18 protein-coding genes are annotated in these 22,219 nt (G+C 66.0%); 8 read left to right on the forward strand and 10 right to left on the reverse strand.

Annotated features, from left to right (window positions below; all coding sequences use genetic code 11):
• Positions 1-3 precede the first annotated feature (3 nt).
• Together ACSQ3N_RS10360 and ACSQ3N_RS10365 are read right to left on the reverse strand one after the other, a co-directional pair.
• Complete coding sequence (locus tag ACSQ3N_RS10360) at positions 4-2,403, reverse strand: DUF1631 family protein (RefSeq protein WP_436146186.1); 2,400 nt, start codon at positions 2,401-2,403, stop codon at positions 4-6.
• 112 nt (positions 2,404-2,515) lie between these two features.
• The gene (locus ACSQ3N_RS10365; protein ID WP_056167976.1) at positions 2,516-4,597 is read right to left on the reverse strand and encodes a sodium-translocating pyrophosphatase; all 2,082 of its coding nucleotides are present in this window, start codon (positions 4,595-4,597) and stop codon (positions 2,516-2,518) included.
• Between the two features lie 262 nt (positions 4,598-4,859).
• Here ACSQ3N_RS10365 and ppa point away from each other — a divergent pair, with 262 nt between their 5' ends.
• From ppa to ACSQ3N_RS10380, 3 genes are all read left to right on the forward strand, one after another.
• A complete protein-coding gene (gene ppa, locus ACSQ3N_RS10370) occupies positions 4,860-5,399 on the forward strand; it encodes an inorganic diphosphatase (protein WP_056167978.1) in 540 nt (179 codons plus the stop codon).
• Between the two features lie 323 nt (positions 5,400-5,722).
• Complete coding sequence (locus ACSQ3N_RS10375) at positions 5,723-6,892, forward strand: esterase-like activity of phytase family protein (RefSeq protein WP_436146187.1); 1,170 nt, start codon at positions 5,723-5,725, stop codon at positions 6,890-6,892.
• Between the two features lie 241 nt (positions 6,893-7,133).
• The gene (locus ACSQ3N_RS10380; RefSeq protein WP_436146188.1) at positions 7,134-9,002 is read left to right on the forward strand and encodes a methyl-accepting chemotaxis protein; all 1,869 of its coding nucleotides are present in this window, start codon (positions 7,134-7,136) and stop codon (positions 9,000-9,002) included.
• Between the two features lie 164 nt (positions 9,003-9,166).
• Here ACSQ3N_RS10380 and ACSQ3N_RS10385 read toward each other — a convergent pair whose 3' ends face one another.
• On the reverse strand, positions 9,167-9,973 hold the full coding sequence (locus ACSQ3N_RS10385) for an alpha/beta hydrolase (protein WP_436146189.1): 807 nt from the start codon (positions 9,971-9,973) through the stop codon (positions 9,167-9,169).
• Positions 9,974-10,216: 243 nt separating this feature from the next.
• On the opposite strand from ACSQ3N_RS10385, the gene ACSQ3N_RS10390 reads away from it, so the two are divergent.
• The gene (locus tag ACSQ3N_RS10390) at positions 10,217-12,067 is read left to right on the forward strand and encodes a methyl-accepting chemotaxis protein (RefSeq protein WP_436146190.1); all 1,851 of its coding nucleotides are present in this window, start codon (positions 10,217-10,219) and stop codon (positions 12,065-12,067) included.
• A gap of 78 nt (positions 12,068-12,145) precedes the next feature.
• Here ACSQ3N_RS10390 and ACSQ3N_RS10395 read toward each other — a convergent pair whose 3' ends face one another.
• A complete protein-coding gene (locus ACSQ3N_RS10395) occupies positions 12,146-13,510 on the reverse strand; it encodes a GNAT family N-acetyltransferase (RefSeq protein WP_056169196.1) in 1,365 nt (454 codons plus the stop codon).
• Between the two features lie 80 nt (positions 13,511-13,590).
• Between ACSQ3N_RS10395 and ACSQ3N_RS10400 the strand changes: the two genes are divergently transcribed.
• Both ACSQ3N_RS10400 and ACSQ3N_RS10405 read left to right on the forward strand, forming a co-directional pair.
• Positions 13,591-15,249 carry an NAD+ synthase gene (locus ACSQ3N_RS10400; RefSeq protein ID WP_056167989.1) on the forward strand — a complete coding sequence of 553 codons (1,659 nt, stop codon included), beginning with the start codon at positions 13,591-13,593 and terminating at the stop codon, positions 15,247-15,249.
• A gap of 55 nt (positions 15,250-15,304) precedes the next feature.
• Positions 15,305-15,643 carry a P-II family nitrogen regulator gene (locus ACSQ3N_RS10405; protein ID WP_056167991.1) on the forward strand — a complete coding sequence of 113 codons (339 nt, stop codon included), beginning with the start codon at positions 15,305-15,307 and terminating at the stop codon, positions 15,641-15,643.
• 142 nt (positions 15,644-15,785) lie between these two features.
• On the opposite strand, the gene ACSQ3N_RS10410 is transcribed toward ACSQ3N_RS10405, so the two are convergent.
• From ACSQ3N_RS10410 to ACSQ3N_RS10435, 6 genes are all read right to left on the reverse strand, one after another.
• Positions 15,786-16,409 (reverse strand): TIGR00730 family Rossman fold protein, encoded by a 624-nt coding sequence (locus ACSQ3N_RS10410; RefSeq protein WP_056167995.1) that lies wholly within the window; start codon positions 16,407-16,409, stop codon positions 15,786-15,788.
• Positions 16,402-16,815 (reverse strand): diacylglycerol kinase, encoded by a 414-nt coding sequence (locus ACSQ3N_RS10415; protein ID WP_156372099.1) that lies wholly within the window; start codon positions 16,813-16,815, stop codon positions 16,402-16,404. Before ACSQ3N_RS10415 ends, ACSQ3N_RS10410 begins: the two co-directional genes overlap by 8 nt.
• 64 nt (positions 16,816-16,879) lie before the next feature.
• Entirely contained in the window at positions 16,880-17,443 is a 564-nt protein-coding gene (locus tag ACSQ3N_RS10420) for an RDD family protein (protein ID WP_056167999.1), read from the reverse strand.
• A gap of 40 nt (positions 17,444-17,483) precedes the next feature.
• Complete coding sequence (locus ACSQ3N_RS10425) at positions 17,484-18,377, reverse strand: DUF3106 domain-containing protein (protein ID WP_056168002.1); 894 nt, start codon at positions 18,375-18,377, stop codon at positions 17,484-17,486.
• Positions 18,378-18,406: 29 nt separating this feature from the next.
• Complete coding sequence (locus tag ACSQ3N_RS10430; RefSeq protein WP_056168004.1) at positions 18,407-18,859, reverse strand: DUF3619 family protein; 453 nt, start codon at positions 18,857-18,859, stop codon at positions 18,407-18,409.
• Positions 18,856-19,425: an RNA polymerase sigma factor gene (locus tag ACSQ3N_RS10435; RefSeq protein ID WP_056168007.1), complete on the reverse strand. Its 570-nt coding sequence runs from the start codon at positions 19,423-19,425 to the stop codon at positions 18,856-18,858. Before ACSQ3N_RS10435 ends, ACSQ3N_RS10430 begins: the two co-directional genes overlap by 4 nt.
• A gap of 294 nt (positions 19,426-19,719) precedes the next feature.
• Between ACSQ3N_RS10435 and ACSQ3N_RS10440 the strand changes: the two genes are divergently transcribed.
• Positions 19,720-21,531 carry an acetolactate synthase 3 catalytic subunit gene (locus ACSQ3N_RS10440; protein WP_056168009.1) on the forward strand — a complete coding sequence of 604 codons (1,812 nt, stop codon included), beginning with the start codon at positions 19,720-19,722 and terminating at the stop codon, positions 21,529-21,531.
• Positions 21,532-21,698: 167 nt separating this feature from the next.
• On the forward strand, positions 21,699-22,190 hold the full coding sequence (gene ilvN / locus ACSQ3N_RS10445; protein ID WP_007857867.1) for an acetolactate synthase small subunit: 492 nt from the start codon (positions 21,699-21,701) through the stop codon (positions 22,188-22,190).
• The last annotated feature ends 29 nt before the right edge of the window (positions 22,191-22,219 follow it).

A 22,219-nucleotide genomic window follows, 5' to 3' on the forward strand; every position in this document is an offset into this window, starting at 1 on the left:
CTGTCACAGCCTGCTCTCTACGCTGTTGCGCATGGCCGCTTGCGCCACGGCATCGAGCGCGCCGTCGACCACGTTGTGCTGTGCCAGCACGTGCAGGGCCCCTTGCTGGATGAGCCGGTCCACCAGCCGCAGGGTCATCGACTGCGTGCGGCCCGCTGCGCTGGTGAACAGGAAGAAGGTGCCGTTGGAGCCGATCCACGACAGCTGCGTGCGCTCCCAGCGGCCCGCGACGAGCAGATTCACCCAGCAGCCAATGGCCAGCTGCGGCGCACTGGTCTCGCTGGCTGCGGCAGGCGCCAGCGCGGCGGGCAACGGGTTTTCGGATTCAGGCGCCTGCGATGACTCCATGAAGCCCGACTCCTTGGCCTCGGACGGGGCGACCCAGGGGTCATCGTCGTCGTCGTTGAGCGCAGGCACCGGCGCTGCAGACGACAGTGGGGGTGGCGGTGGTGCTGCAGCCGGTGCGGGTGCCTCGGCCGGCGGTGCCGTGCGGGACGAGGCAGGGCGCGGGGCCTGCTTGAACGCCTGCTGGTGCAACTGCATCAGCAACTGGAACACGGCCTCGGTGCGGTCCGGCGGGTAGTCGATGGACGCGAGACCCTCGCGCAGCTTGGGCAGCAATTTGGGCAGCAGGCGCGCCAGGCGGCCGGTGTTGGTGCGCGTCAGCTCGGGTTGGGCGCTCCAGATGAGCGCATCCACAAGCTCCTGGTAGCGGCCCGGGTCGATGCTGCCGGTCTTGTCGGTCAGCCGCGCCTGGGCCACGACCTTGGCCCAGGGGCCCAGCAGAAAGCGCAGGATGGCGTCGGGCACCTTGTCGATGTCGGGCAGCAGCCAGATGTCGCGGGACACCTTGGCGGCCAGCAGGTGGCGCTGCTCGGCGTGCTGCAGCGTCTCGATGGCGCGCTGGCGCTCCTGCTTGCGTTCCTTCTCGCTCTCGGCCCACTTGGCGTGCAACTGCTGCAGCACCTGCTCGAAGTCATCAGCCCCTTCAATCGTGGCGGTGGCCAGCGGGCCCGCGATGTTCATCAGCGAGCGCATGAAGCTCTGAAAGCCAGTGGCTTCGGTGCTGTCAAAAGCCAGGCTGCGCTCGGTCATGTCCTGCAGCAACTGGCGCGCGGGGTGTTCCTTGTGGCTGAAAAAGCGAGGGTCGGCCAGCGCCAGCTGCATGAGCGCCGGCTCCATCGCCCGCACGAACTGCTGCACGGGCCACAGCAGCCGGGTGTCCCGGGCGATGTTGTCCACCATGAGCGCGACCACCTCCATGCTCAGGGCCTGGCCCAGCCCGCTGGCAGGCTGGCGGGGCGCGGCGGCGGGGGCAAGGCTGTCGGCGCTACTGGCTGCAGCAGCGGGGCGCGGACTGCCCAGGCGCTCCATCATCTGGCCGACCTGGTTCATCTCCTGCAGCGCCTCGAAGGCGGCAGGCACCGTCATGGCGAAATCCGTGGCGGGCGGGTCCACGCGGGGCAGCGGGTCCAGCCCGTCGAACTCCCGCGCAAAGCGCTCGGCGAAGTCCTCCTGCACCTCGCCAAGGGCACTGGACCCCGGCGCGGGCGCCGGTGCCACGGGCTCGTTCAGTTCGCCCAGCAGCAGGCGGCGCAGCCGGTCGAGCGTGAGCAGGGAGTCGGCGGGCACCGACGCCGCGGTGGCGAATTCGTTGTCGGCGGCAAAGCCCTGCGCGGCACCGGCCCCGGCGGGCGCGGCATACACCACCTGGCCGTCGGCCTGCCGCCTGGCATAGCCCACGGGCTGCACGCCGGTGTGCCTGAGCTTGTCGGTCTGCGCCAGGTACAGCGCGCGCAGCTCACTGCCCAGCGCCTGGGCCATCGGGCCGATCCAGTCGTGGCGCACCTGGTCGGAGACCTGCATCTGCGACACCACGGCTTGCAGTGCCTGCAGGAAGACGTCGGGGCGCAAGGGGTTCTGGTCGGGCTGCACGCTGGGCAGCCCCTGGGCTGCGCACACCAGCGCGTCCAGGTCGGCCAGGGGCCCGTCCACCGCGGAGATCAGGATCTGCCGCGCGCGGGCGCGCTCCACGCTGTCGCTGATCTGCGACTCGTCCATGAGTTCGAGTTCATCGAAATGCACGGTGAACAGCGAACGCGTGGTTTTTTCGGCGCTGCGGCTGGACGATTGCTCGATGGACTTGCGCAGCGCCTCGGGGTAGCGGTCGCTCATCACGTTGGCCAGCCGCGTGATCTGTTGCCGCGCCTCGTGCATGGCCTGGTGCTCCCCCGCGGTGCGCACCGCGTCCAGGCGCGCCTGCAGCGTCATGCGGGCGGCTTCGGCCACGCGTTCCATCAGATACCTGGAGTCCGCCACCACGCCGGGAAAGAGGCTCTGGTACGCCGCGCTGCGGTCGTCAGAGGGGTGCGAGGCCGGTGTGGTGGTGCTGTTCAAGGCCATCTTCTGGGGGGTGAAGGGATCCGTAACCGCCATGGTAAGCGGCAAAAAGGGGGCCGCGGCCCCCTGGTTGCATTTTTAGCGGCGGGCGGGCCGGGCCCGTCCCCGCGTTCGCTCACCCCCCGTGAAACTTCACCACCAGCGGCACGATCAGCAGCGCCACGATGTTGATGATCTTGATCAGCGGGTTGATGGCCGGGCCGGCGGTGTCCTTGTAGGGGTCGCCCACGGTGTCACCGGTCACGGCGGCCTTGTGGGCCTCGCTGCCCTTGCCGCCGTGGTGGCCGTCTTCGATGTACTTCTTGGCGTTGTCCCAGGCGCCGCCGCCGGTGCACATGCTGATGGCCACGAAGAGGCCGGTGACGATGGTGCCCATCAGCAGCCCGCCCAGCGCCTTGGGTCCCAGGGCCAGGCCCACGACGATGGGCACCACCACGGGCAGCAGGCTGGGGATCACCATCTCCTTGATGGCGGCGGTGGTCAGCATGTCCACGGCCTTGCCGTATTCGGGCTTGGCCGTGCCTTCCATGATGCCGGGGATGTCGCGGAACTGGCGGCGCACCTCCACCACCACGGCGCCGGCGGCGCGGCCCACGGCTTCCATCGCCATCGCGCCGAACAGGTAGGGGATCAGCCCGCCGATGAACAGGCCCACGATGACCAGCGGGTCGGACAGGTCGAACGTGATGGCGCGGCCGTAGCTCTCGAGCTTGTGCGTGTAATCGGCAAACAGCACCAGCGCGGCCAGGCCCGCCGAGCCGATGGCGTAGCCCTTGGTCACTGCCTTGGTGGTGTTGCCCACGGCGTCCAGCGGGTCGGTGATGTCGCGCACGCTGCTGGGCAGCTCGGCCATTTCGGCAATGCCGCCGGCGTTGTCGGTGATGGGGCCGTAGGCATCCAGCGCCACCACGATGCCCGCCATGGACAGCATGGACATGGCCGCCACCGCAATGCCGTACAGCCCCGCCAGCTGGTAAGCCGCCAGGATCGCCAGGCAGACGAAGATCACCGGCCAGGCGGTGGAGCGCATCGACACACCCAGGCCCGCGATGATGTTGGTGCCGTGCCCGGTGGTGGACGCCTGCGCGATGTGCTGCACGGGCGAATACTGCGTGCCGGTGTAGAACTCGGTGATCCACACCAGCGCGGCCGTCAGCACCAGGCCGGTGGCGCAGGCGCCGAACAGGCGCATCTGGCTGCCGCTGGCCATGATGGCGTTGTCCGGCATGATCCACACCGTGACGAAGTAGAAGGCGATGAGCGACAGCACGCCGGCGATCGCCAGGCCCTTGTAGAGCGCGGGCATCACGTTCTTCATGCCGGGCGAGGCCTTGACAAAGAAGCAGCCGATGATGGACGCCACGATGGACACGGCGCCCAGCGCCAGCGGGTACACCACCGCATTGACCGGGGCCGCCGCCACCAGCAGCGCGCCCAGCACCATGGTGGCGATCAGCGTCACTGCGTAGGTCTCGAACAGGTCGGCCGCCATGCCGGCGCAGTCGCCCACGTTGTCGCCCACGTTGTCGGCGATCACGGCGGGGTTGCGCGGGTCGTCTTCAGGGATGCCGGCTTCGACCTTGCCCACCAGGTCGGCGCCCACGTCGGCACCCTTGGTGAAAATGCCGCCACCGAGCCGCGCAAAGATGGAAATCAGCGATGAGCCGAACGCAAACCCGATCAGCGGGTTGAGCAGCGTGGCCAGGCTGGCGGTGGGCGTGAGGTTGCCGTTGCCCACCAAAAACCAGTAAAAGCCCGTGACGCCCAGCAGCCCCAGGCCCACCACCAGCATGCCGGTGATCGCCCCGCCGCGAAACGCCACGTCGAGCGCCGGGCCGATGCCGTGCGTGGCGGCCTGCGCCGTGCGCACGTTGGCCTTGACCGACACGTTCATGCCGATGAATCCGCAGGCGCCCGAGAGCACCGCGCCCACCACGAAGCCGATGGCCGTGGTGCCGTCCAGGAAGATGCCGATGAGCACGGCCAGCACCACGCCGACGATGGCGATGGTCTTGTACTGGCGGGCGAGGTAGGCGGCGGCGCCCGCCTGGATGGCGGCGGCGATCTCCTGCATGCGGGCATTGCCCGGGTCCTTGGCGAGGATCCATCCCCGCGCCCAGATGCCGTAGGCCACCGCAATCAATCCGCAAACCAGAGCCAGTATCAGGGGGGCAGTCAGCGCTGTAGTTCCAGCCATTGGTCGCTCCTTTCAATCTTTTCAGTTGCACGGAAGGAAACATCACAACGCAGGTCGGTGGTGCTTCCGCTGCGTTGCTTCCTCGTGCTACCGGGCCCGCCAGGGGGCAAGGAGTCGATTGGCCAACAGGCCCAATTTACAGGCAAACGCGGGTTTGCAAGCGAGCAGAAAGGGGCGTGCCCCTAAAATCAGGGTTAATCCCGACGCTGCGCGACTTGCCGCACGCATCGCGGGTTACGTTCAGCAACCACCATTCAAAGACATGTCCCTCAACAAAGTCACCCCCGGCAAGAACATCCCTGAAGCCTTCAACGTCGTCATCGAGATCCCGATGAACGCCGACCCGATCAAGTACGAAGTGGACAAGGAATCCGGCGCGATCTTCGTGGACCGTTTCATGACCACGGCCATGCACTACCCGACCAACTACGGCTACGTGCCGCAGACGCTGTCGGGCGACGGCGACCCGGTGGACGTGCTGGTGATCACACCGTACCCGCTGCACTCGGGCGTGGTGGTGCCCTGCCGCCCCCTGGGCATCCTGATGATGGAAGACGAGGCCGGTGTCGATGGCAAGGTCATCGCCGTGCCCACGTCCAAGATTCTGCCCATGTACGACCACTGGAAGACCATCGACGACGTGAACGCCATGCGCCGCAACGCCATCGCCCACTTCTTCGAGCACTACAAGGACCTGGAAAAGGGCAAGTGGGTCAAGGTGCTGGGCTGGGAAGGCATCGACTCCGCCAAGAAGGAAGTCACCGACGGCATCGCGGCCTACCAGAAGGCCAACAACGCCTGATGGCCCAGCCTGGCCTGCCGGGCCGGGTGTGAGGAAAATTTGCCGCTGGCGCTTTATGGAAAAGCGCCGGCAGCTATGAAAAAAGAAGCAATTGAAGAAAGCGCACAGGTTCCGGACCTGTGCGCTTTTTTCATGGCCGGGCGCCGCCCGCCGTGGCCTGCGCCGTGCCGCGACCGTTCTCCGAATATCTGCCGAACATCCCCCGCCGCTGTCATGCACCCGCAACACGGGCGCCCTAGGCTCGGGCGCTTTCGTGGGTCTTTGATTCTCTTCTTCCTTCATCCATCTATTCAACAGGCCCGGCAGGGCAGGGAGCGGCAGCAATGGCAATGGCAGTGGCACTGGTGCATTCATGGCGGCGCATGGCCGTGGGCGTGGCAACCGCGGTGGCAATGGCCGCCGCATTGGCGGGCTGCGGTGGCAGCGATGACGATGGCCGTGCGCAGCCCATTGCGTCGCTGCGGCTGCTGGGCAGCACGTCGCTGCCCACCGGCACGATGTTCGAAGGGGTCGAGTTCGGCGGCATCTCGGGCCTCGACCGCGCGGCGGACGGCAGCTATTGGGCCATCTCCGACGACCGGGGCGGCGAGCGGGGCACGCCGCGCTTTTACAACCTGGGCATCGACTACGACGCCAGCGGCAGCGTCAAGGTCAAGATCAACCGCCAGACGAACATGCTGCGCGAGGACGGCACACCGTTCCCCGCCACGGCGCGTACGGTGGACCCCGAAGCCATCCGCACCGCGCCGGACGGCAGCCTGTACTGGGCCTCGGAGGGCAACTGGAGCGCCACGGCCGCCAGCCGCTTTCAGCCCTTCGTGCGGCAGATGACGCGCGAAGGCCGCTTTGTGCGCGAGTTCTCGCTGCCTGCCATGTACCAGTACGCGGACAACACCACCGACGGCGCGCGCAGCAACAAGGTGTTTGAGGCCCTGGCCGTGGCGCCCGATGGCACGGTGTACGCGGCCAATGAAGACGCGCTGATCCAGGACGGCCCCCTCACCAGCCTGCAAGGCGGCAGCGTGGTGCGCGTGACCGCTCTCGACCCCGCCACCGGCAAGCCCAAGGGGCAGTACGCCTACCAGTTGCCCAAGATTCCGGTGGACGCAGCACCTGGCGCCCCGTTCGGGCCGGACAACGGCCTGTCGGACATGCTGGCCGTGGGCAATGGCCAGTTCATCGCGGTGGAGCGCGCCTTTGCCTCGGGCGTGGGCAACACCATCCGCCTGGTGTGGACCGAGATCACCAGCGCCACCACCGACGTGATCGGCACCGCGCGACTGGCGGGAGCCACCTACACCCCCATGACGCGGCGGGTGCTGCTGGAGATGCCGCTCACCTGGCAGGGCGTGAAGCTGGACAACATCGAGGCCATCACCTGGGGCCACACGCTGCCCAACGGCCACCGCACCCTGGTGCTGGCGGCGGACAACAACTTCACCACAGACACGCAGGCCAACCAGTTCATCGTGCTGGAGGTGGTGCCGCAGTAGCGCTGCCAACTGCGCCCGCCGCCTGCGGTGAGCCGAAGAGGCTGCGCCGCAGGTAGCCAGTGCGCTAGGCGCTATCAAAAATGGAGCTTTCAATACTGCACGCCACCCCTGCCGCATGACGCTCGGTTGCGCAAACCGTGGAAACACCTGAGAGGAAATGCTGCGTCTCGCTGATAGAGTGAGGCAGCATTTTGTTACAAATAGTGGGCCCATCGCGGCACCGCTGTCTGAAGGGTGATTCATGAAAGTTTCCGATCTGCGCATCGGCGTCAAGCTGGGCTTGGGGTTTCTGGCATTGGTAGTGCTGACGGCTTTGCTCGGCGCCATTGCGCTGGTGCAGATGTCGCGCATTCACGCCAATGCTGAAGAGATCGCCACCAACCTGCTGCCCAGCGTCACGCAGACCGGCGAGCTGCGTGTGCTGCTCAACCGCATGCGGCGTGCCGAGGCGGGCGTCGTCACGGCGCGCAACGCGGCTGAGGTCAAGGCGTTCTCCGAACAGGTGGCCGCGCGGCACAAGGATCTCGACCGTGTCGAGGCCACGTATGAAACCCTGATCGACATCCCCAAGGAGCGCGAGGTCTACGGCGACTACAAGAAGCGCAAGGTCGCGTACGTCGAACTGCAGGCCAAGCTGATCGACATCGCCAAGAGCGTGGACTTCAGTACCACAGAGACGCTGGAGCTCACCAGCGACGCCATGGCCATGCTGTACGCTGGCGAGTCCGAGGCGGCTTTCGTCGCCACGGCGGAGACGCTGGGCGAGCTGCAGAAAATCAACACCGAGGCCGCGCAGCAGGCAGAGGTCGATGCGCTGCAGGTCTTCAACCTGGCCCGCATCTGGGTGCTGGGCACGCTGGCGGTGTGCGTGGTGCTGGCCGCGGTGCTGGGCATCGCCATCACCCGGGCGGTGACGCGACCCGCGCACCACGCGGTGCAGGCCGCCCGCGCCATTGCCGGCGGCGACCTGACGTCCGAAGTACCCGCCGGCGGCAAGGATGAAATGGGCCAGCTGCTGGCGGCGCTGGGCGAGATGCGGCAAAGCCTGGCCAACACCGTGAGCACAGTGCGCAGCAGCGCAGAAGGGGTGGCATCGGCCAGCTCGCAAATCGCCTCCGGCAACAACGACCTGTCGGCCCGCACCGAGCAGCAGGCGTCGGCCCTGGAGGAGACGGCAGCCTCGATGGAAGAGCTGGGCTCCACCGTGCGCCAGAACGCAGACAACGCCCGCCAGGCCAACCAGCTGGCGATGAGCGCATCCACCGTGGCCGTGCAGGGCGGCGACGTGGTAGCCGAAGTGGTGGAGACCATGAAAGGCATCAACGACAGCAGCAAGAAGATCGCAGACATCATCAGCGTGATCGACGGCATTGCTTTCCAGACCAACATCCTGGCGCTGAACGCTGCGGTGGAAGCAGCCCGGGCCGGCGAACAAGGCCGGGGCTTTGCGGTGGTGGCCGGTGAAGTGCGCAGCCTGGCCGGGCGCAGCGCCGAAGCCGCCAAGGAAATCAAGGCCCTGATCAATGCGAGCGTGGAGCGCGTGGAACAAGGCACGGCCCTGGTGGACAAGGCCGGGGCCACGATGACCGAAGTGGTCAGCTCCATCCGACGGGTGACCGACATCATGGGCGAGATCAGCGCGGCCAGCAGCGAGCAAAGCGCAGGCGTGGGCCAGGTGGGCGAAGCCGTCACGCAGATGGACCAGGCCACGCAGCAGAACGCGGCGCTGGTCGAAGAAATGGCGGCGGCGGCCAGCGCGCTGAACGCCCAGGCGGGCGAACTGGTGAACGCGGTGGCGGTGTTCAAGCTGGAGGCGGGAGTGCAACAGCGCAGCGCAGCCTCACCATCGAAGCCGGCACCACCTGCGCGCCATTACACCGCTGCGCCCCCAGCTGCGCGCAAGGCCCTGTCGACCCCGGCGCCCCACCTGGCTGCACACAGCGCCAGCAGGTCCGCCACGCCCGCAGGCGCCGCACCTGTGAGCAAGGCGCCTGCAGCCAGCCTGCCCGCGCCCAAGTCCGTGGCAAAACCGACTGCGAAGCCAGCGGCAGCACCGGCCAAGGCCCCCGCACCGGCCGCGGGTGGGGATGATGACTGGGAGAGCTTCTGAGCGAAGGTCATCCCGGATATTCAAAGAAAAATGCCGCTACCGCTTGCTGGATAAGCGGTAGTCGCTATAAAAAAAGAAGCACGCGAGAGAAGGATTCTCCGCGTGCTTTTTTGCGTGTCAGGCACTGAGGGTGGCGATGGGGGCCATGCTGCCAGGCCCGGGCCTCACCGCTCGGGGTCGGGGTAGATCAACTGCAGACCCGGCAGGGTGGGCCGCTGGAACTTTTGCCACGCAGCGCCTTGCGGCTGTGCCAGGCGGTCGGCCACGGCCCACCAGGCGCTGGGGTTGAGGCCAATGCCGAAGTGGCTGGCCACCACCTCGATATTCTCGGTGTCTGGGTTGTGCGCCGCGGGCGCCTGGATGCTGCCGCGCCAGGCCACCACGCCGTCGCTGCGCGAATAGATGCTGGTGGTGGGCACCGGGGGCGCCTCGGGCAGGTTGTAGTTGGCGGTCTCGCGCTCGATGCTGCGTCCACTCGCGAACTGGTAGATGCGCCACGCGTTGGTCGATGTGTGGTGCCCTGCAAACGGCGTACCCAGCGTGATCACGCAGCGCACCCGGTCCGGCATTTCCTTGGCCAGTTCGCGGGCGTACACGCCGCCCAGGCTCCAGCCCACCAGGCTGACCTTGCGCCCGCTGGCGTCGCTGGCCGCCTGCAACTGGCGCTTGGCGTTGTCCAGCACACCTTCGCGGGGCCCCAGGTTCAGGCCCTGGCCCCAGCCCTGCGTGGCGTAGTTGCGTGAATCGAGGTAGCGGCGCAGCGGGATGGTGGTGGCGTCGCCCGCGGTGAGCCCGGGGAACACGATGACCGTGTGGCCGTCGCCCCGCGGAGCCCGCTGCAGCACGGGCCAGGCGGGCAGCACCGCGCCAAACTCCCACGGCGCGCGCAGCTCCAGGGCCAGCAAACGCAGCCCGGGCGGCGGCATGTGGGCGGGGTCGCCGGTCTCGGTTTTCTTGCTGAAAAATGGCATCGGGTCGTGCTTCCAGACGGGTTGGTGCGCCGGGTGGGTGGGGTGTCTGGTGACGGTAGCATTTTTTTGCGCCCACACGCCCTGCGCGCGTGGAGCCAGCTCTCCAAACTGCACACCCGCCAGGGGTGCGCCAGCGAGACATGGTCAGTCAGTTATGCCAAAAAGTGCTGGCTGATGGGCCTTTGCGGCTATATGGTGTGCAGTCAACGATCAATCCGTGCTTTCACTGAGGAGTCGCAAAAGATGCACCGTCTGAACATTTCCACCCGCCTTGCGGCCGCCTTTGCCGCCATGGTGCTGCTGCTCGTCATCCTGGGGGGAGTGGCGTTGGCGCATTCGGCCAGCCAGCGCGCGTCGCTCAACGACATCGTCACCATGCGCATCCCCATCACCAAGACCATGGGCACGCTGGCCGATGGGGTGAATGTGCAGGCCATCCAGTTCCGCAACCTGGCGCTGTTCACGTCCGAAGACATCATCAAGCAGTCGCTCGAGCGCGTGGCCGCAGCGCGGGCGTCGATTGCCAAAGAAATGCCGGTCATCGTCAGCCTGATCCGGTCCGACAAAGGCAAGGAGATCCTGGCGCGCATGCAGCAAAACCGCAGCAGCTTTCTGGCGCTGGGCGACGAGTACATCGGCCTGATCCAAAAGGGGCAAAAGGACGAGGCCCTGAAGCTGCTCGAAGAACGCCTGCGCCCCACCCAGCGGGCTTACCAGGCCACCATCCAGGAGCAGGTCGACTTCCAGGCCCAGGTCACCGCCGATGCGGGCGAGCGGGCCGAAGCCGCCGCCAGTGCACTGCAGCGCGACGTGCTCATCGCAGGGGCTGCAGCCATTGCGCTGGCGATCTTTCTGGCCATCACCATCATCCGCTCCATCACCCGCCCGCTGGCCCGGGCGGTGGAAGCCGCCGACCGCGTGGCCAGCGGCGACCTGAGCGGCCACATCCACGTGCAGTCGAAGGATGAAACCGGCCAATTGCTCGGCGCGCTGCAGCGCATGCAGCAAAGCCTGGTGACCACCGTGAGCACCGTGCGCGGCAATGCAGAAGGGGTGGCATCGGCCAGCTCGCAAATCGCCTCGGGCAACAACGACCTGTCGGCGCGCACCGAGCAGCAGGCGTCGGCCCTGGAGGAGACGGCAGCGTCGATGGAAGAACTGGGCTCCACCGTGCGCCAGAACGCAGACAACGCGCGCCAGGCCAACCAGCTGGCGATGAGCGCATCCACCGTGGCCGTGCAGGGCGGCGACGTGGTGGCCGAAGTGGTCGAGACCATGAAAGGCATCAACGACAGCAGCAAGAAGATCGCGGACATCATCAGCGTGATCGACGGCATTGCTTTCCAGACCAACATCCTGGCGCTGAACGCTGCTGTGGAAGCAGCCCGGGCCGGCGAGCAAGGCCGTGGCTTTGCCGTGGTGGCCGGTGAAGTGCGCAGCCTGGCCGGCCGCAGTGCCGAAGCCGCCAAGGAAATCAAGGCCCTGATCAATGCGAGCGTGGAGCGCGTGGAACAAGGCACTGCATTGGTGGACAAGGCCGGAGCCACCATGACCGAAGTGGTCAGCTCCATCCGCCGGGTGACCGACATCATGGGCGAAATCAGTGCGGCCAGCAGCGAGCAAAGTGCAGGCGTGGGCCAGGTGGGCGAAGCCGTCACGCAGATGGACCAGGCCACGCAGCAGAACGCGGCGCTGGTGGAAGAAATGGCGGCGGCGGCCAGCGCGCTGAACGCCCAGGCGGGCGAACTGGTGAACGCGGTGGCGGTGTTCAAGCTGGAGGCGGGAGTGCAACAGCGCAGCGCAGCCTCACCATCGAAGCCGGCACCACCTGCGCGCCATTACACCGCTGCGCCCCCAGCTGCGCGCAAGGCCCTGTCGACCCCGGCGCCCCACCTGGCTGCACACAGCGCCAGCAGGTCCGCCACGCCCGCAGGCGCCGCACCTGTGAGCAAGGCGCCTGCAGCCAGCCTGCCCGCGCCCAAGTCCGTGGCAAAACCGACTGCCAAGCCAGCGGCAGCACCGGCCAAGGCACCCGCCATGGCCAGGGCACCCGCACCGGCCGCTGGTGGGGATGATGACTGGGAGAGCTTCTGAGGCGGTAAGCCGTCAGCGAAAACGCATCACGTCACGATGTAGTTGCCAGGCGGCGCCAAGCGCTTTGCGGGTTGCTGTTCAACCGTTCGGCTCTGCGGCGGCCCGGCCTGGGGCGCTGCCGCTCTCTGCGGGGTGTCGAAACGGGCTACGTTCCTGCAGGTCATTTAAGTAGCCCCGGATTCCTTCAGTCTCCCGCTCCAGGAACCGCTCCACCGCCTCGGCGAATGCCGGGTGTGCCAGCCAGTGTGCGCTGGTGGCTTGAACTGGGAGTAGAGCGCGGGCCATTTTGTGTTCGCCCTGTGCACCACCTTCAAATCGCTGCACGCCGTGCTCGATGCACCACTGCAGTGGCTGGTAGTAGCAGGCCTCGAAGTGCAGGCAGTCCACTCGCTCCAGGGCACCCCAGTACCGGCCGTAGGCTGCGATGGGTGTTGTGTTTTCAGACTCGCTGGGTGCGCTACCGCTGGATGGGTGGTCGCTGATAGCTATCAAACTGCTAGCAATCGGATGTCCGTCGCGTTCGGCGATGAACAGCAACCACGCTTGCGGCAAGTGTGCTGCCATGCGGGCAAAAAAGTCGCGGGTGAGGTAGGGCGGGTTGCCATGTTCGAGGTAGGTGCGCTCGTAGCAGCGGTAGAAAAAGTCCCAGTCCGCCGCGCTGATGTCGGTGCCGCGCGCCCAGCGAAAGCGCACTCCCGCATCGGCCACGCGGCGGCGCTCCTGGCGGATCTTCTTGCGCTTGTCCTGGGTCAGGCTGGCCAGGAAGTCGTCGAAACTGTGGAACGGCCGGCCGCCGCTGTGCTGCGCAGGGGGCGCTGCGTGGGTGGCAAGTGGCACCGTTGCAATGGGCGCTGCTTGCGACCCGGCATGGGGCGTGGCGGGACCGGCATCGCTGTTGGCCGGAGCCGTGTTCGTCCAGTGGAACTGCACGGTGCGGCGCAGCATCAGCTCCTGCTCGGCGCTGGCTTCGATGTCCGCATCGCTCGCAAAGAGCATGTGCACCGACGACACGTTTTCTTCATCGCACCACTGGCACACCGCCTGCAGCAGCAGCGCCCGGGTCTCGTCGTCGCGTGCCAGCAGGCGGCTGCCCGGCACCGGGGTGAAGGGCACGGCGATCACGGCCTTGGGGTAGTAGGGCACGCCGTGCTGCTCGTAGGCGCTGGCCCAGGCCCAGTCGAAGACGTATTCACCGTACGAGTGGTTCTTGAGGTACAGCGGGCAGGCGGCCACCAGGGTGTCGCCGTCCCACAGCGTCATGAAGCGCGGCGCCCAGCCGGTGCGGGGCGTGGCGCTGCCGCTCTCGTGCAGTGCGGCCAGGTACTCATGCCGCAGGAAGGGCGTGGGGTGGCTCTGGCGCGCGAGCAGGGCATTCCAGGCGGCTGCGTCCACATCGAGCGGGGACGCGAGGACGCGGGCGATAATGGCAGCTTCCTTAGCCATGCGCTCTCCCGTGCCGCCCACTGCGGTGCGGGCCTGCATTGGCGGTATCCAACCCGGCCACAGGGGCCGACTCCAGTTCCATGACGCTCTCCATTTGCACTGCGCAGCTCAACTTTGTCGTGGGCGATATGCCCGGAAATGCGCAGAAGATCATTGCCGCTGCTCGCGAGGCCCACGCCCAGGGCGCTCGGCTGCTGCTCACTCCCGAGCTGGCGATCTGCGGCTATGCGGCCGAGGACCTGTTCCTGCGCCCCGCCTTCATCGCGGCCTGTGATGATGCCGTGAAAACCGTGGCCCGCGAGACGGCAGGGTTGAAAGGCCTGGTCATCCTGCTGGGCCACCCGCAGGCCCTGGCACCCGATGCGCCGGCCTTCAGCCCCTGCCACAACGCGGCCAGCGTGCTGCGCGGGGGCCGTGTTGAGCAGACGTATGCCAAGCGCGAGCTGCCCAACTACCAGGTGTTCGACGAGCGCCGCTACTTCGTCGCGGGCCATGCGCCCTGCGTGTTCGAGGTGGAGGGCGTGCGCGTGGGCGTGCTGGTCTGCGAAGACGCCTGGTTTGCCGCCCCTGCACGCGATGCCGCCGCGGCCGGCGCGCAGCTGCTGGCCGTCATCAACGCGTCGCCCTTTCACCTGGGCAAGAGCGCCGAGCGCGAGGCCACCATGCGCGAGCGCGTGGTCGAAACCGGCCTGCCGCTGGTCTATGCCCACTTGGTGGGAGGACAGGACGAGGTGGTGTTCGAAGGGCGATCGTTCGCGCTGAATGCGGATGGCTCGGTGGCTGGGCGCGGCCCGGGGTTTGAAGAAAAACTGGTGTTTGCGCAGGTCCAGCAAGCGCAAGACGCTATCAAAATAGAAGCAACGGTGGGGCCCGAGAAAAGTCTGGAGGCAGACCTCTGGGATGCCTTGGTGCTGGGTGTGCGCGACTACGTGGGCAAAAACGGGTTCCCGGGCGCGCTGCTGGGCCTGTCGGGCGGTATCGATTCGGCGCTGGTGCTGGCCATTGCAGTGGATGCGCTGGGCGCCGACAAGGTGCGCACGGTGATGATGCCGTCGCCCTACACGGCAGACATCAGCTGGATCGACGCGCGCGACATGGCCGACCGCATGGGCGTGCGCTACGACGAGATTTCCATCAAGCCGCAGTTCGAGGCCTTCAAGTCCGCGCTGGCCAGCGACTTCGCCGGTTTGGCCGAGGACACGACCGAGGAAAATCTGCAGGCGCGTATCCGCGGCACGCTCCTCATGGCCTTGTCCAACAAGTTCGGCTCCATCGTGCTCACCACGGGTAACAAGAGCGAGATGGCCACCGGCTACTGCACGCTGTACGGCGACATGGCAGGTGGTTTTGCGGTGATCAAGGACGTGGCCAAGACGCGGGTGTTCGACCTGGCGCGCTGGCGCAATGCCAATGACCCCTACGGCACGGGCACCAACCCCATACCGGAGCGCATCATCACCCGGCCGCCCAGCGCCGAACTGCGGGCAGACCAGAAGGACCAGGACAGCCTGCCGCCGTACGATCTGCTGGATGCCATCGTGGCGCGCTTCATGGAAAATGACGAGCCCATCGAATCCATCATCGCCAGCGGCTTTGCGCGCGCCGATGTGGAGCGCGTGACGCGCCTCATCAAGCTCAACGAGTACAAACGCCGGCAGGCACCCGTAGGGATAAGGGTGACGCGCCGCAGTTTCGGCAAGGACTGGCGTTACCCTATCACCAGCAAATTCAGGGCGTAGCGCTCCGGCGCTTCGCTTTCAGCCCGTTTTTTTATATTTCTTCAGGAGACACGCCATGAAAATGATCACCGCCGTCATCAAGCCCTTCAAGCTCGAAGAAGTCCGCGAGGCCCTGGCCGAGTGCGGCGTGACGGGCCTTACCGTGACCGAGGTGAAGGGTTTTGGCCGCCAGAAGGGCCACACCGAGCTGTACCGCGGCGCCGAGTACGTGGTGGACTTCTTGCCCAAGGTGAAGGTCGAGGTCGTCGTCAAGTCCGAGGACGTGGACCGCTGCGTGGACGCCATCGTGAACGTGGCGCGCACCGGCAAGATCGGCGACGGCAAGATCTTCGTGACGTCTGTGGAGCGTGTGGTGCGCATCCGTACCGGCGATCTGGACGACGCCGCTGTCTGATCCACCTGCCGCAGACGGACATGCGGCAGTTGAAAAAACAAAAGGGGCGGATATCCGCCCCTTCGCTTTTTACCCCCTCGGGTCCGTATCGCGATGTCGCAACAGCCAGCCTGTCTGCCTGTGTGTCTGTATGTCTGTCTAGTCAGATCACGGATCGCAGCGGGACGGGCGCCTGGTCAGGGCCTGCGGATTGCACCAGCGTGCGCAGCAACGCTTCGGTGTCGGTGGAGGTGTGCAGCAACCCCATCTGCCATTCGCCCATGAAACCACTGGCCACGCTGTGGTCCAGAAAGCCCATCAGCGCGTCGTAGTAGCCTGCCACATTGAGCAAGCCCAGCGGCTTGTCGTGGTAGCCCAGCTGGCGCCAGGTCCACACCTCGAACAGCTCTTCGAACGTGCCAATGCCGCCCGGCAGGGCGAGGAAGGCGTCGCTGCGCTCGGCCATCATGGCCTTGCGCTCGTGCATCGTCTGCACGATGTGCAGCTCGTCGCACAGGCGGTTGGCCAGTTCCTTGTCCACCAGCGCCTGCGGTATCACGCCGACCACGCGGCCGCCGGCTTGGCGTGTGGCCTCGGCCACCGTGCCCATGAGGCCACTGCGGCCACCACCGTAAACCAGCTGGCCGCCATGCTGGCCGATAAAGCGGCCCACGGCCTTGGCGGCCTCGGTGAACGCGGGGTTCTCGCCGGGGCGCGAGCCGCAGTAGACGCAGACGGAGAACGCAACGGGAATAGCGGGAATAGCGGAAATAACGGGCTCAGCCATGAAAAAACCTCTGAAAAAGTGCCGCGGCCCAGATGCCGCCGCACAGCAACAACGCCAGCAGCACGGCAGCACTGCCCATGTCCTTGGCGCGCTTGGACAGGTCATGCCATTCGGGGCCGATGCGGTCGATGGCGGTTTCGATGCCGGTGTTGAGCAGCTCCACGATCATCACGATCAGCACGGAGCCCGCAAGCAGTGCCACTTCGACCCAGCTGCGCCCCAGCCACAGCGAGAGCGGCAGCATCACGGCGGCAGCGATGGCCTCTTGCCTGAACGCCTTCTCACCCCAGCCGGCACGCAGGCCCTCCAGCGAATAGCCGGCGGCATGCCACATGCGGTTCAGTCCGGAACGGCTCTTTTGAGGGTTGACGGGCGAAGTTGGTTGGATTGGCTCTGGGGGGCGCATAGACATTTCCGCATTGTCTCGCAGCTGCATGACAGCTTGCGCCGCCCGCAGCGGCGCGGAAAGGCTATTTTTTAGCGAGCTCGAAGTGCACCAGCCGTGTGCCCGCCATCGCGTCATGCCAGAACTGGCGCTCCGGGTGAAACCGGCTCAGGATGGCCCACACAGCCACCCAGCCGCCCAGGAGCACCAGCACTTCCAGCACCGGCACGCCAAACAGGTAGGCCGCCAGCGGCGGCAGAAACCACACCCAGCTGAGCACGTAGCGCAGCAATGCCCGCAGCTGTGTGATGGGCTGCCCGGCCTTGTCGACCACCCGGATCAGCCAGGTCTTTTGCGCGAGGGTCTGGCCTTTGGCCCAGAACCATGTGAAGTAGATGCCGAACACCACGAACAGAAAAGCCTGCAGCGCGTGGCGGTTGTCCATGGCATTGCGCGTCTGGCTGAGCGTGCCGAAGAGGTAGCCGGCAATGAAGACCACGCCGAACATGAGCATGCCCTCGTACAGCCAGCAGGCCATGCGGCGCCACAGGTTGGGCGCGGTCAAGCCGAGGGGCTGGGAAGGGGCGGCGGTGGTGCTGGAGGTCGCTGTGGCGGCCTGCGGTGCGCTGGCGGGAGTGGAGGCGGTCATCCGGTGGTGAACAAGTCAGGCCAGGCCGGCAGCGGCCCGGTTATTGAGGGTACAAGCCGGAATTATCGGGTGTGACGGGCGGCGCGGCCACGGGGGCCTCTGCGGGACTGCTGCCCAGCGGTGGCAACGCTGCGGGCACGGCCACGGGCACCGACACGGGAGCGGTTTCCACCACCACGGAGCCGGTGGACTGCGACGCTGATGCGTTGGGGGCAGACGGTGCGGCAATGGACGACGGCACCGGCGCCGCCATGCGGGGCGAATGGTCGGTGACCGGGGGAATCTTGGGAGCGTTGGGCCGGGCCGGGTTGGCGGCGGTCGCGGCCGGCACCTGGGCCAGCTTCTTGGGGGACACGGGGTGCAACGCGGTGGCTGCTCCCTTGGGCTTGGGCACGGCCAGGGCGGCCAGGGCCCGGCGCTCGTCATCGGTCAGGGCCTGGTAGGCCTCCCACTGCGCGCGCTTGTCATCGGGCGCCAGGCGGTTGGTCACGGCGTAGTTCAGGCGGGCCTGGTTGCGCTGCTGCGCGCTCAGGCTGGCCCAGTCGGTCATGCGCTCGTGGAATTTCGCCTGCTCTTCCTCGGGCAGGCTCGAGAAATTGGCGGCCAGCGCCAGCCAGCGGCGCTTTTGTGACTCGCTGATCAACGCCCAGCGCTCGGCCAGCGGGTAGAGCGCCAGTTTCTGGGGCGTGGTCAGGGTCTCCCAGCCCGGGCCGGTTTCTATCTGGGGCACCGACATGGCACCAGCGCGCGACGGCGCGCGTGCATTGTTGGGGCTGGCCACCGCGGCTTCTGCACCAGCGGAGAGCACCGTACCGGGCACCATGCGCATTTGCCCGAGCACCTGGCCGCCGACCACGGCGAGCGCGCCCAAGAGCGCCAAAGCCAGCACGAAGGCTGGCAGGGCGGGGGAAGCGTCAGAAGGGCTTGGGTGCATGCAGTACGGGGTTGGCGGTGTCAGGCGGCTCAGTTCGACTGCGCGGAAGTCTTGAGAAACTGTACGAAGCCCGGATCGGCATACGCTGCCGGCGGCAGATCATCGGTCAAAAGGGCGGCGTCCACTTCGGCCACGTCATTGGCGCTGTTTTCGTCCTGGGCAATGTTGATCATCACGAGGCCGACCACCAATGCCATCAATGGGACGGCGGAGACAAGGGCGCTCCACCAGCCGCTGCGCTCGCTGCCGCCTCGGCCCAGGGTGGCCGTGCCGCCCGCGTTGACAACCACCGGGGCCGCCGCGCGCACGGGTGCAGCCACCTTCTTGCGCTGGGCCAAAGCCTGCATCCGCGAGGCTCGCAGGCGCTCGGCAATGTCATAGGGGAGGGCGTCGGTGCCGCCGGACAAACGTGCCGTCACCCGCCGTGCGAAGACGTCGGCGGCTGCTTGTGCCTGTGGCGAGGGGGTCTGTACAGTGTTCATAGCTCTATTCCTTTGGCCTTCAGTGCCTTGCTCAGGGTTTGTATCGCCCGAAAACAGTGCGTTTTGACACTGCCTTCAGAGCAACCCATGGCGGCAGCCGTTTCTGCTACATCCATTTCTTCCCAGTAACGCATGAGGAACGCTTCTCGTTGACGTGGCGGAAGTTCGGCGATTTCGGCTTCGATTTCATGGAAAGTCTGGGCCCGGCGGGTCAGATCTTCTGCACTCTCGGCCCGCTCGCTGCCTTCCGGGCCGGAATACGCTTCCAATAGATCAAAATCCATGCCATCTTCGCCGGGGCCCTCGAAGTCGCTCATGCTCGAAAACAGTGCATTGCGTGTCTTCTGGCGCCGAAACCAGTCCAGCGTGCAGTTGGACAGGATGCGTTGAAAGAGCATCGGAAGCTCGGCCGGCGGTTTGTCGCCGTAGTGCTCCGCCAGCTTGAGCATGCTGTCCTGCACGATATCAAGAGCCGCTTCCTCATTGCGCACGTGGTAGACCGAACGCTTGAAAGCGCGCTTTTCTACACTTTTGAGGAAATCGGAGAGTTCTTGTTCAGTGGCCAAGACAGGTCGGTCCGGGATGGAGTGGTGCCGCAGTCTCCCCAAAAATGGGGCTATGCGACACGGTAAGCCCCCCATTATCGCACCGGCTGGTGATTTTTTTGGCGACCGGCGGTTTTACATGTGTTGCAGTGCGATAATCGCCGCTGCAATTCAAAAGGCAAACGGGTCACGGTCCGGCGCGGCAATCATCCACGCTCATGTCCTTGGCCTCAAGTTCCAAGCTGGCTTCACAAGAGCGCGTGCAAGGGGCACCCAAGGTTTTTCGTCAGAGAAATTCACAAAGGTTGATCGATCATGGAAATCTCCAAGGCTGAACTCTCGTCAGCTGCCGCTGCTTCGCAGGGCAACACTTCCCCCTCTTCCTCTGCTTCTTCGGCACTGGCTTCGCAAGACCTCATGGGGTCCGAGATCCTCATCAAGTCGCTGCAGGCCGAGAACGTCCAGTACATCTGGGGCTACCCCGGTGGCGCGGTACTCTACATCTACGACGCGCTGTACAAGCAAGACACCATCCAGCACGTGCTGGTGCGGCACGAACAGGCTGCCGTCCATGCCGCTGACGGCTATGCCCGTGCGACGGGCGAAGTCGGCGTCGCGCTGGTCACGTCAGGCCCGGGCCTCACCAATGCCGTCACCGGCATCGCCACGGCGTACATGGATTCGATCCCCATGGTGATCATCTCCGGCCAGGTGCCCACGCCCGCCATCGGGCTCGATGCCTTCCAGGAGTGCGACACCGTCGGTATTACCCGCCCCATCGTCAAGCACAACTTCCTCGTCAAGGACCCGCGCGACCTGGCCGCGACGATGAAGAAGGCCTTCCACATCGCACGCACCGGCCGCCCCGGCCCCGTGGTGGTGGACGTGCCCAAAGACGTTTCCTTCAAGAAGGTGCCGTACAGCGGCTATCCACAATCGGTGGAAATGCGCTCGTACAACCCGGTCAAGAAGGGCCATGGTGGCCAGATCCGCAAGGCGCTGCAACTGCTGTTGGCGGCCAAGCGCCCCTACATCTACACCGGCGGCGGCGTGCTGCTGGGCAACGCCACCAACGAGCTGCGCACGCTGGTGGACATGCTGGGCTACCCAGTCACCAACACGCTGATGGGCCTGGGCGCCTATCCGGCGTCGGACCGCAAGTTCCTGGGCATGCTGGGCATGCACGGCACCATCGAAGCCAACAACGCCATGCAGAACTGCGATGTGCTGCTGGCCGTCGGCGCGCGTTTTGACGACCGCGTGATCGGCAACCCCAAGCACTTTGCCCAGAACGACCGCAAGATCATCCACGTCGACATCGACCCGTCGAGCATCTCCAAGCGCGTGAAGGTCGACGTGCCGATCGTCGGCGACGTGAAGGACGTGCTCACCGAGCTGATCTCCATGATCCGCGAGAGCAGCACCAAGCCAGATGCAGGTGCGTTGGCGGCCTGGTGGGACACCATCGAAGGCTGGCGCAAGCGCGATTGCCTCAAGTACAGCATGGGCAGCGGCGACGTGATCAAGCCGCAGTACGTGGTCGAAACGCTGTGGAACATGACCAAGGACGCGGACACCTACATCACGTCGGACGTGGGCCAGCACCAGATGTGGGCCGCGCAGTACTACCGCTTCGACGAGCCGCGCCGCTGGATCAACTCTGGCGGTCTGGGCACCATGGGTGTGGGCATTCCCTACGCCATGGGCATCAAGCTGGCCAAGCCTGACTCCGAAGTGTTCTGCATCACCGGCGAAGGCTCGGTGCAGATGAACATTCAGGAGCTGTCGACCTGCCTGCAGTACAACACGCCGATCAAGATCTGCTCGCTGAACAACCGTTACCTGGGCATGGTGCGCCAGTGGCAAGAGATCGAATACTCCGGCCGCTACAGCCACAGCTACATGGACGCGCTGCCCAACTTCGTGAAGCTGGCCGAAGCCTACGGCCACGTCGGCCTGCTGATCGAGAAGCCTGGTGATGTGGAGCCCGCGCTGCGCGAGGCCCGCAAGCTCAAGGACCGCACCGTGTTCCTGGACTTCCGCACCGACCCCACCGAGAACGTGTTCCCGATGGTGCAGGCCGGCAAGGGCATCACTGAAATGCTGCTGGGTTCCGAGGACCTGTAAACACAGGCCTTCGGCTCCCGCCGCGGCCTCCAGCGACGGTCCTGCCGTGGCTGTGGGCCAATCTCCTGCTATCACTTCGATAGCTTCACTTCGACGAATCTATTGTCTGCCGAGCCTGCGTATTACCGTGCGCAGGGGAGGGCAGCGAAAAGAGGAATGTCTTCATCATGAAACACATCATTGCCGTCCTGCTGGAAAACGAACCCGGTGCGCTGTCGCGCGTCGTCGGCCTGTTTTCCGCCCGTGGCTACAACATCGAATCGCTCACCGTGGCGCCCACCGAGGATCCATCGCTGTCGCGCATGACCATCCAGACGACGGGCTCCGACGACGTGATCGAACAGATCACCAAGCACCTGAACCGCCTCATCGAAGTGGTCAAGGTGGTCGACCTGACCGAAGGCGCCTACACCGAGCGCGAGCTCATGATGGTGAAGGTGCGGGCGGTGGGCAAGGAGCGCGAGGAGATGAAGCGCATGGCCGACATCTTCCGCGGCCGCATCATCGACGTGACCGAAAAGAGCTACACCATCGAGCTCACCGGCGACCAGTCCAAGAACGACGCGTTCCTGCAGGCCATCGACCGCACGGCCATTCTCGAAACCGTCCGTACCGGTGCCAGCGGCATCGGCCGCGGCGAACGAATTCTTCGCGTGTGACGGATCTGCCTTCGACCGGCTAGCGTCGT

Origin of the sequence: Acidovorax sp. LjRoot194, from assembly GCF_964253015.1 — a bacterium.
Classification (GTDB): Bacteria; Pseudomonadota; Gammaproteobacteria; order Burkholderiales; family Burkholderiaceae_C; genus Acidovorax.

Bases quoted from the DNA above. Each gene is read 5' to 3' on its own strand.
- ACSQ3N_RS10360 (WP_436146186.1), bottom strand. From the start codon at position 2,403: ATGGCCTTGAACAGCACCACCACACCGGCCTCGCACCCCTCTGACGAC.
- ACSQ3N_RS10365 (WP_056167976.1), bottom strand. From the start codon at position 4,597: ATGGCTGGAACTACAGCGCTGACTGCCCCCCTGATACTGGCTCTGGTT.
- ppa (WP_056167978.1), top strand. From the start codon at position 4,860: ATGTCCCTCAACAAAGTCACCCCCGGCAAGAACATCCCTGAAGCCTTC.
- ACSQ3N_RS10375 (WP_436146187.1), top strand. From the start codon at position 5,723: ATGGCAATGGCAGTGGCACTGGTGCATTCATGGCGGCGCATGGCCGTG.
- ACSQ3N_RS10380 (WP_436146188.1), top strand. From the start codon at position 7,134: ATGAAAGTTTCCGATCTGCGCATCGGCGTCAAGCTGGGCTTGGGGTTT.
- ACSQ3N_RS10385 (WP_436146189.1), bottom strand. From the start codon at position 9,973: ATGCCATTTTTCAGCAAGAAAACCGAGACCGGCGACCCCGCCCACATG.
- ACSQ3N_RS10390 (WP_436146190.1), top strand. From the start codon at position 10,217: ATGCACCGTCTGAACATTTCCACCCGCCTTGCGGCCGCCTTTGCCGCC.
- ACSQ3N_RS10395 (WP_056169196.1), bottom strand. From the start codon at position 13,510: ATGGCTAAGGAAGCTGCCATTATCGCCCGCGTCCTCGCGTCCCCGCTC.
- ACSQ3N_RS10400 (WP_056167989.1), top strand. From the start codon at position 13,591: ATGACGCTCTCCATTTGCACTGCGCAGCTCAACTTTGTCGTGGGCGAT.
- ACSQ3N_RS10405 (WP_056167991.1), top strand. From the start codon at position 15,305: ATGAAAATGATCACCGCCGTCATCAAGCCCTTCAAGCTCGAAGAAGTC.
- ACSQ3N_RS10410 (WP_056167995.1), bottom strand. From the start codon at position 16,409: ATGGCTGAGCCCGTTATTTCCGCTATTCCCGCTATTCCCGTTGCGTTC.
- ACSQ3N_RS10415 (WP_156372099.1), bottom strand. From the start codon at position 16,815: ATGCGCCCCCCAGAGCCAATCCAACCAACTTCGCCCGTCAACCCTCAA.
- ACSQ3N_RS10420 (WP_056167999.1), bottom strand. From the start codon at position 17,443: ATGACCGCCTCCACTCCCGCCAGCGCACCGCAGGCCGCCACAGCGACC.
- ACSQ3N_RS10425 (WP_056168002.1), bottom strand. From the start codon at position 18,377: ATGCACCCAAGCCCTTCTGACGCTTCCCCCGCCCTGCCAGCCTTCGTG.
- ACSQ3N_RS10430 (WP_056168004.1), bottom strand. From the start codon at position 18,859: ATGAACACTGTACAGACCCCCTCGCCACAGGCACAAGCAGCCGCCGAC.
- ACSQ3N_RS10440 (WP_056168009.1), top strand. From the start codon at position 19,720: ATGGAAATCTCCAAGGCTGAACTCTCGTCAGCTGCCGCTGCTTCGCAG.
- ilvN (WP_007857867.1), top strand. From the start codon at position 21,699: ATGAAACACATCATTGCCGTCCTGCTGGAAAACGAACCCGGTGCGCTG.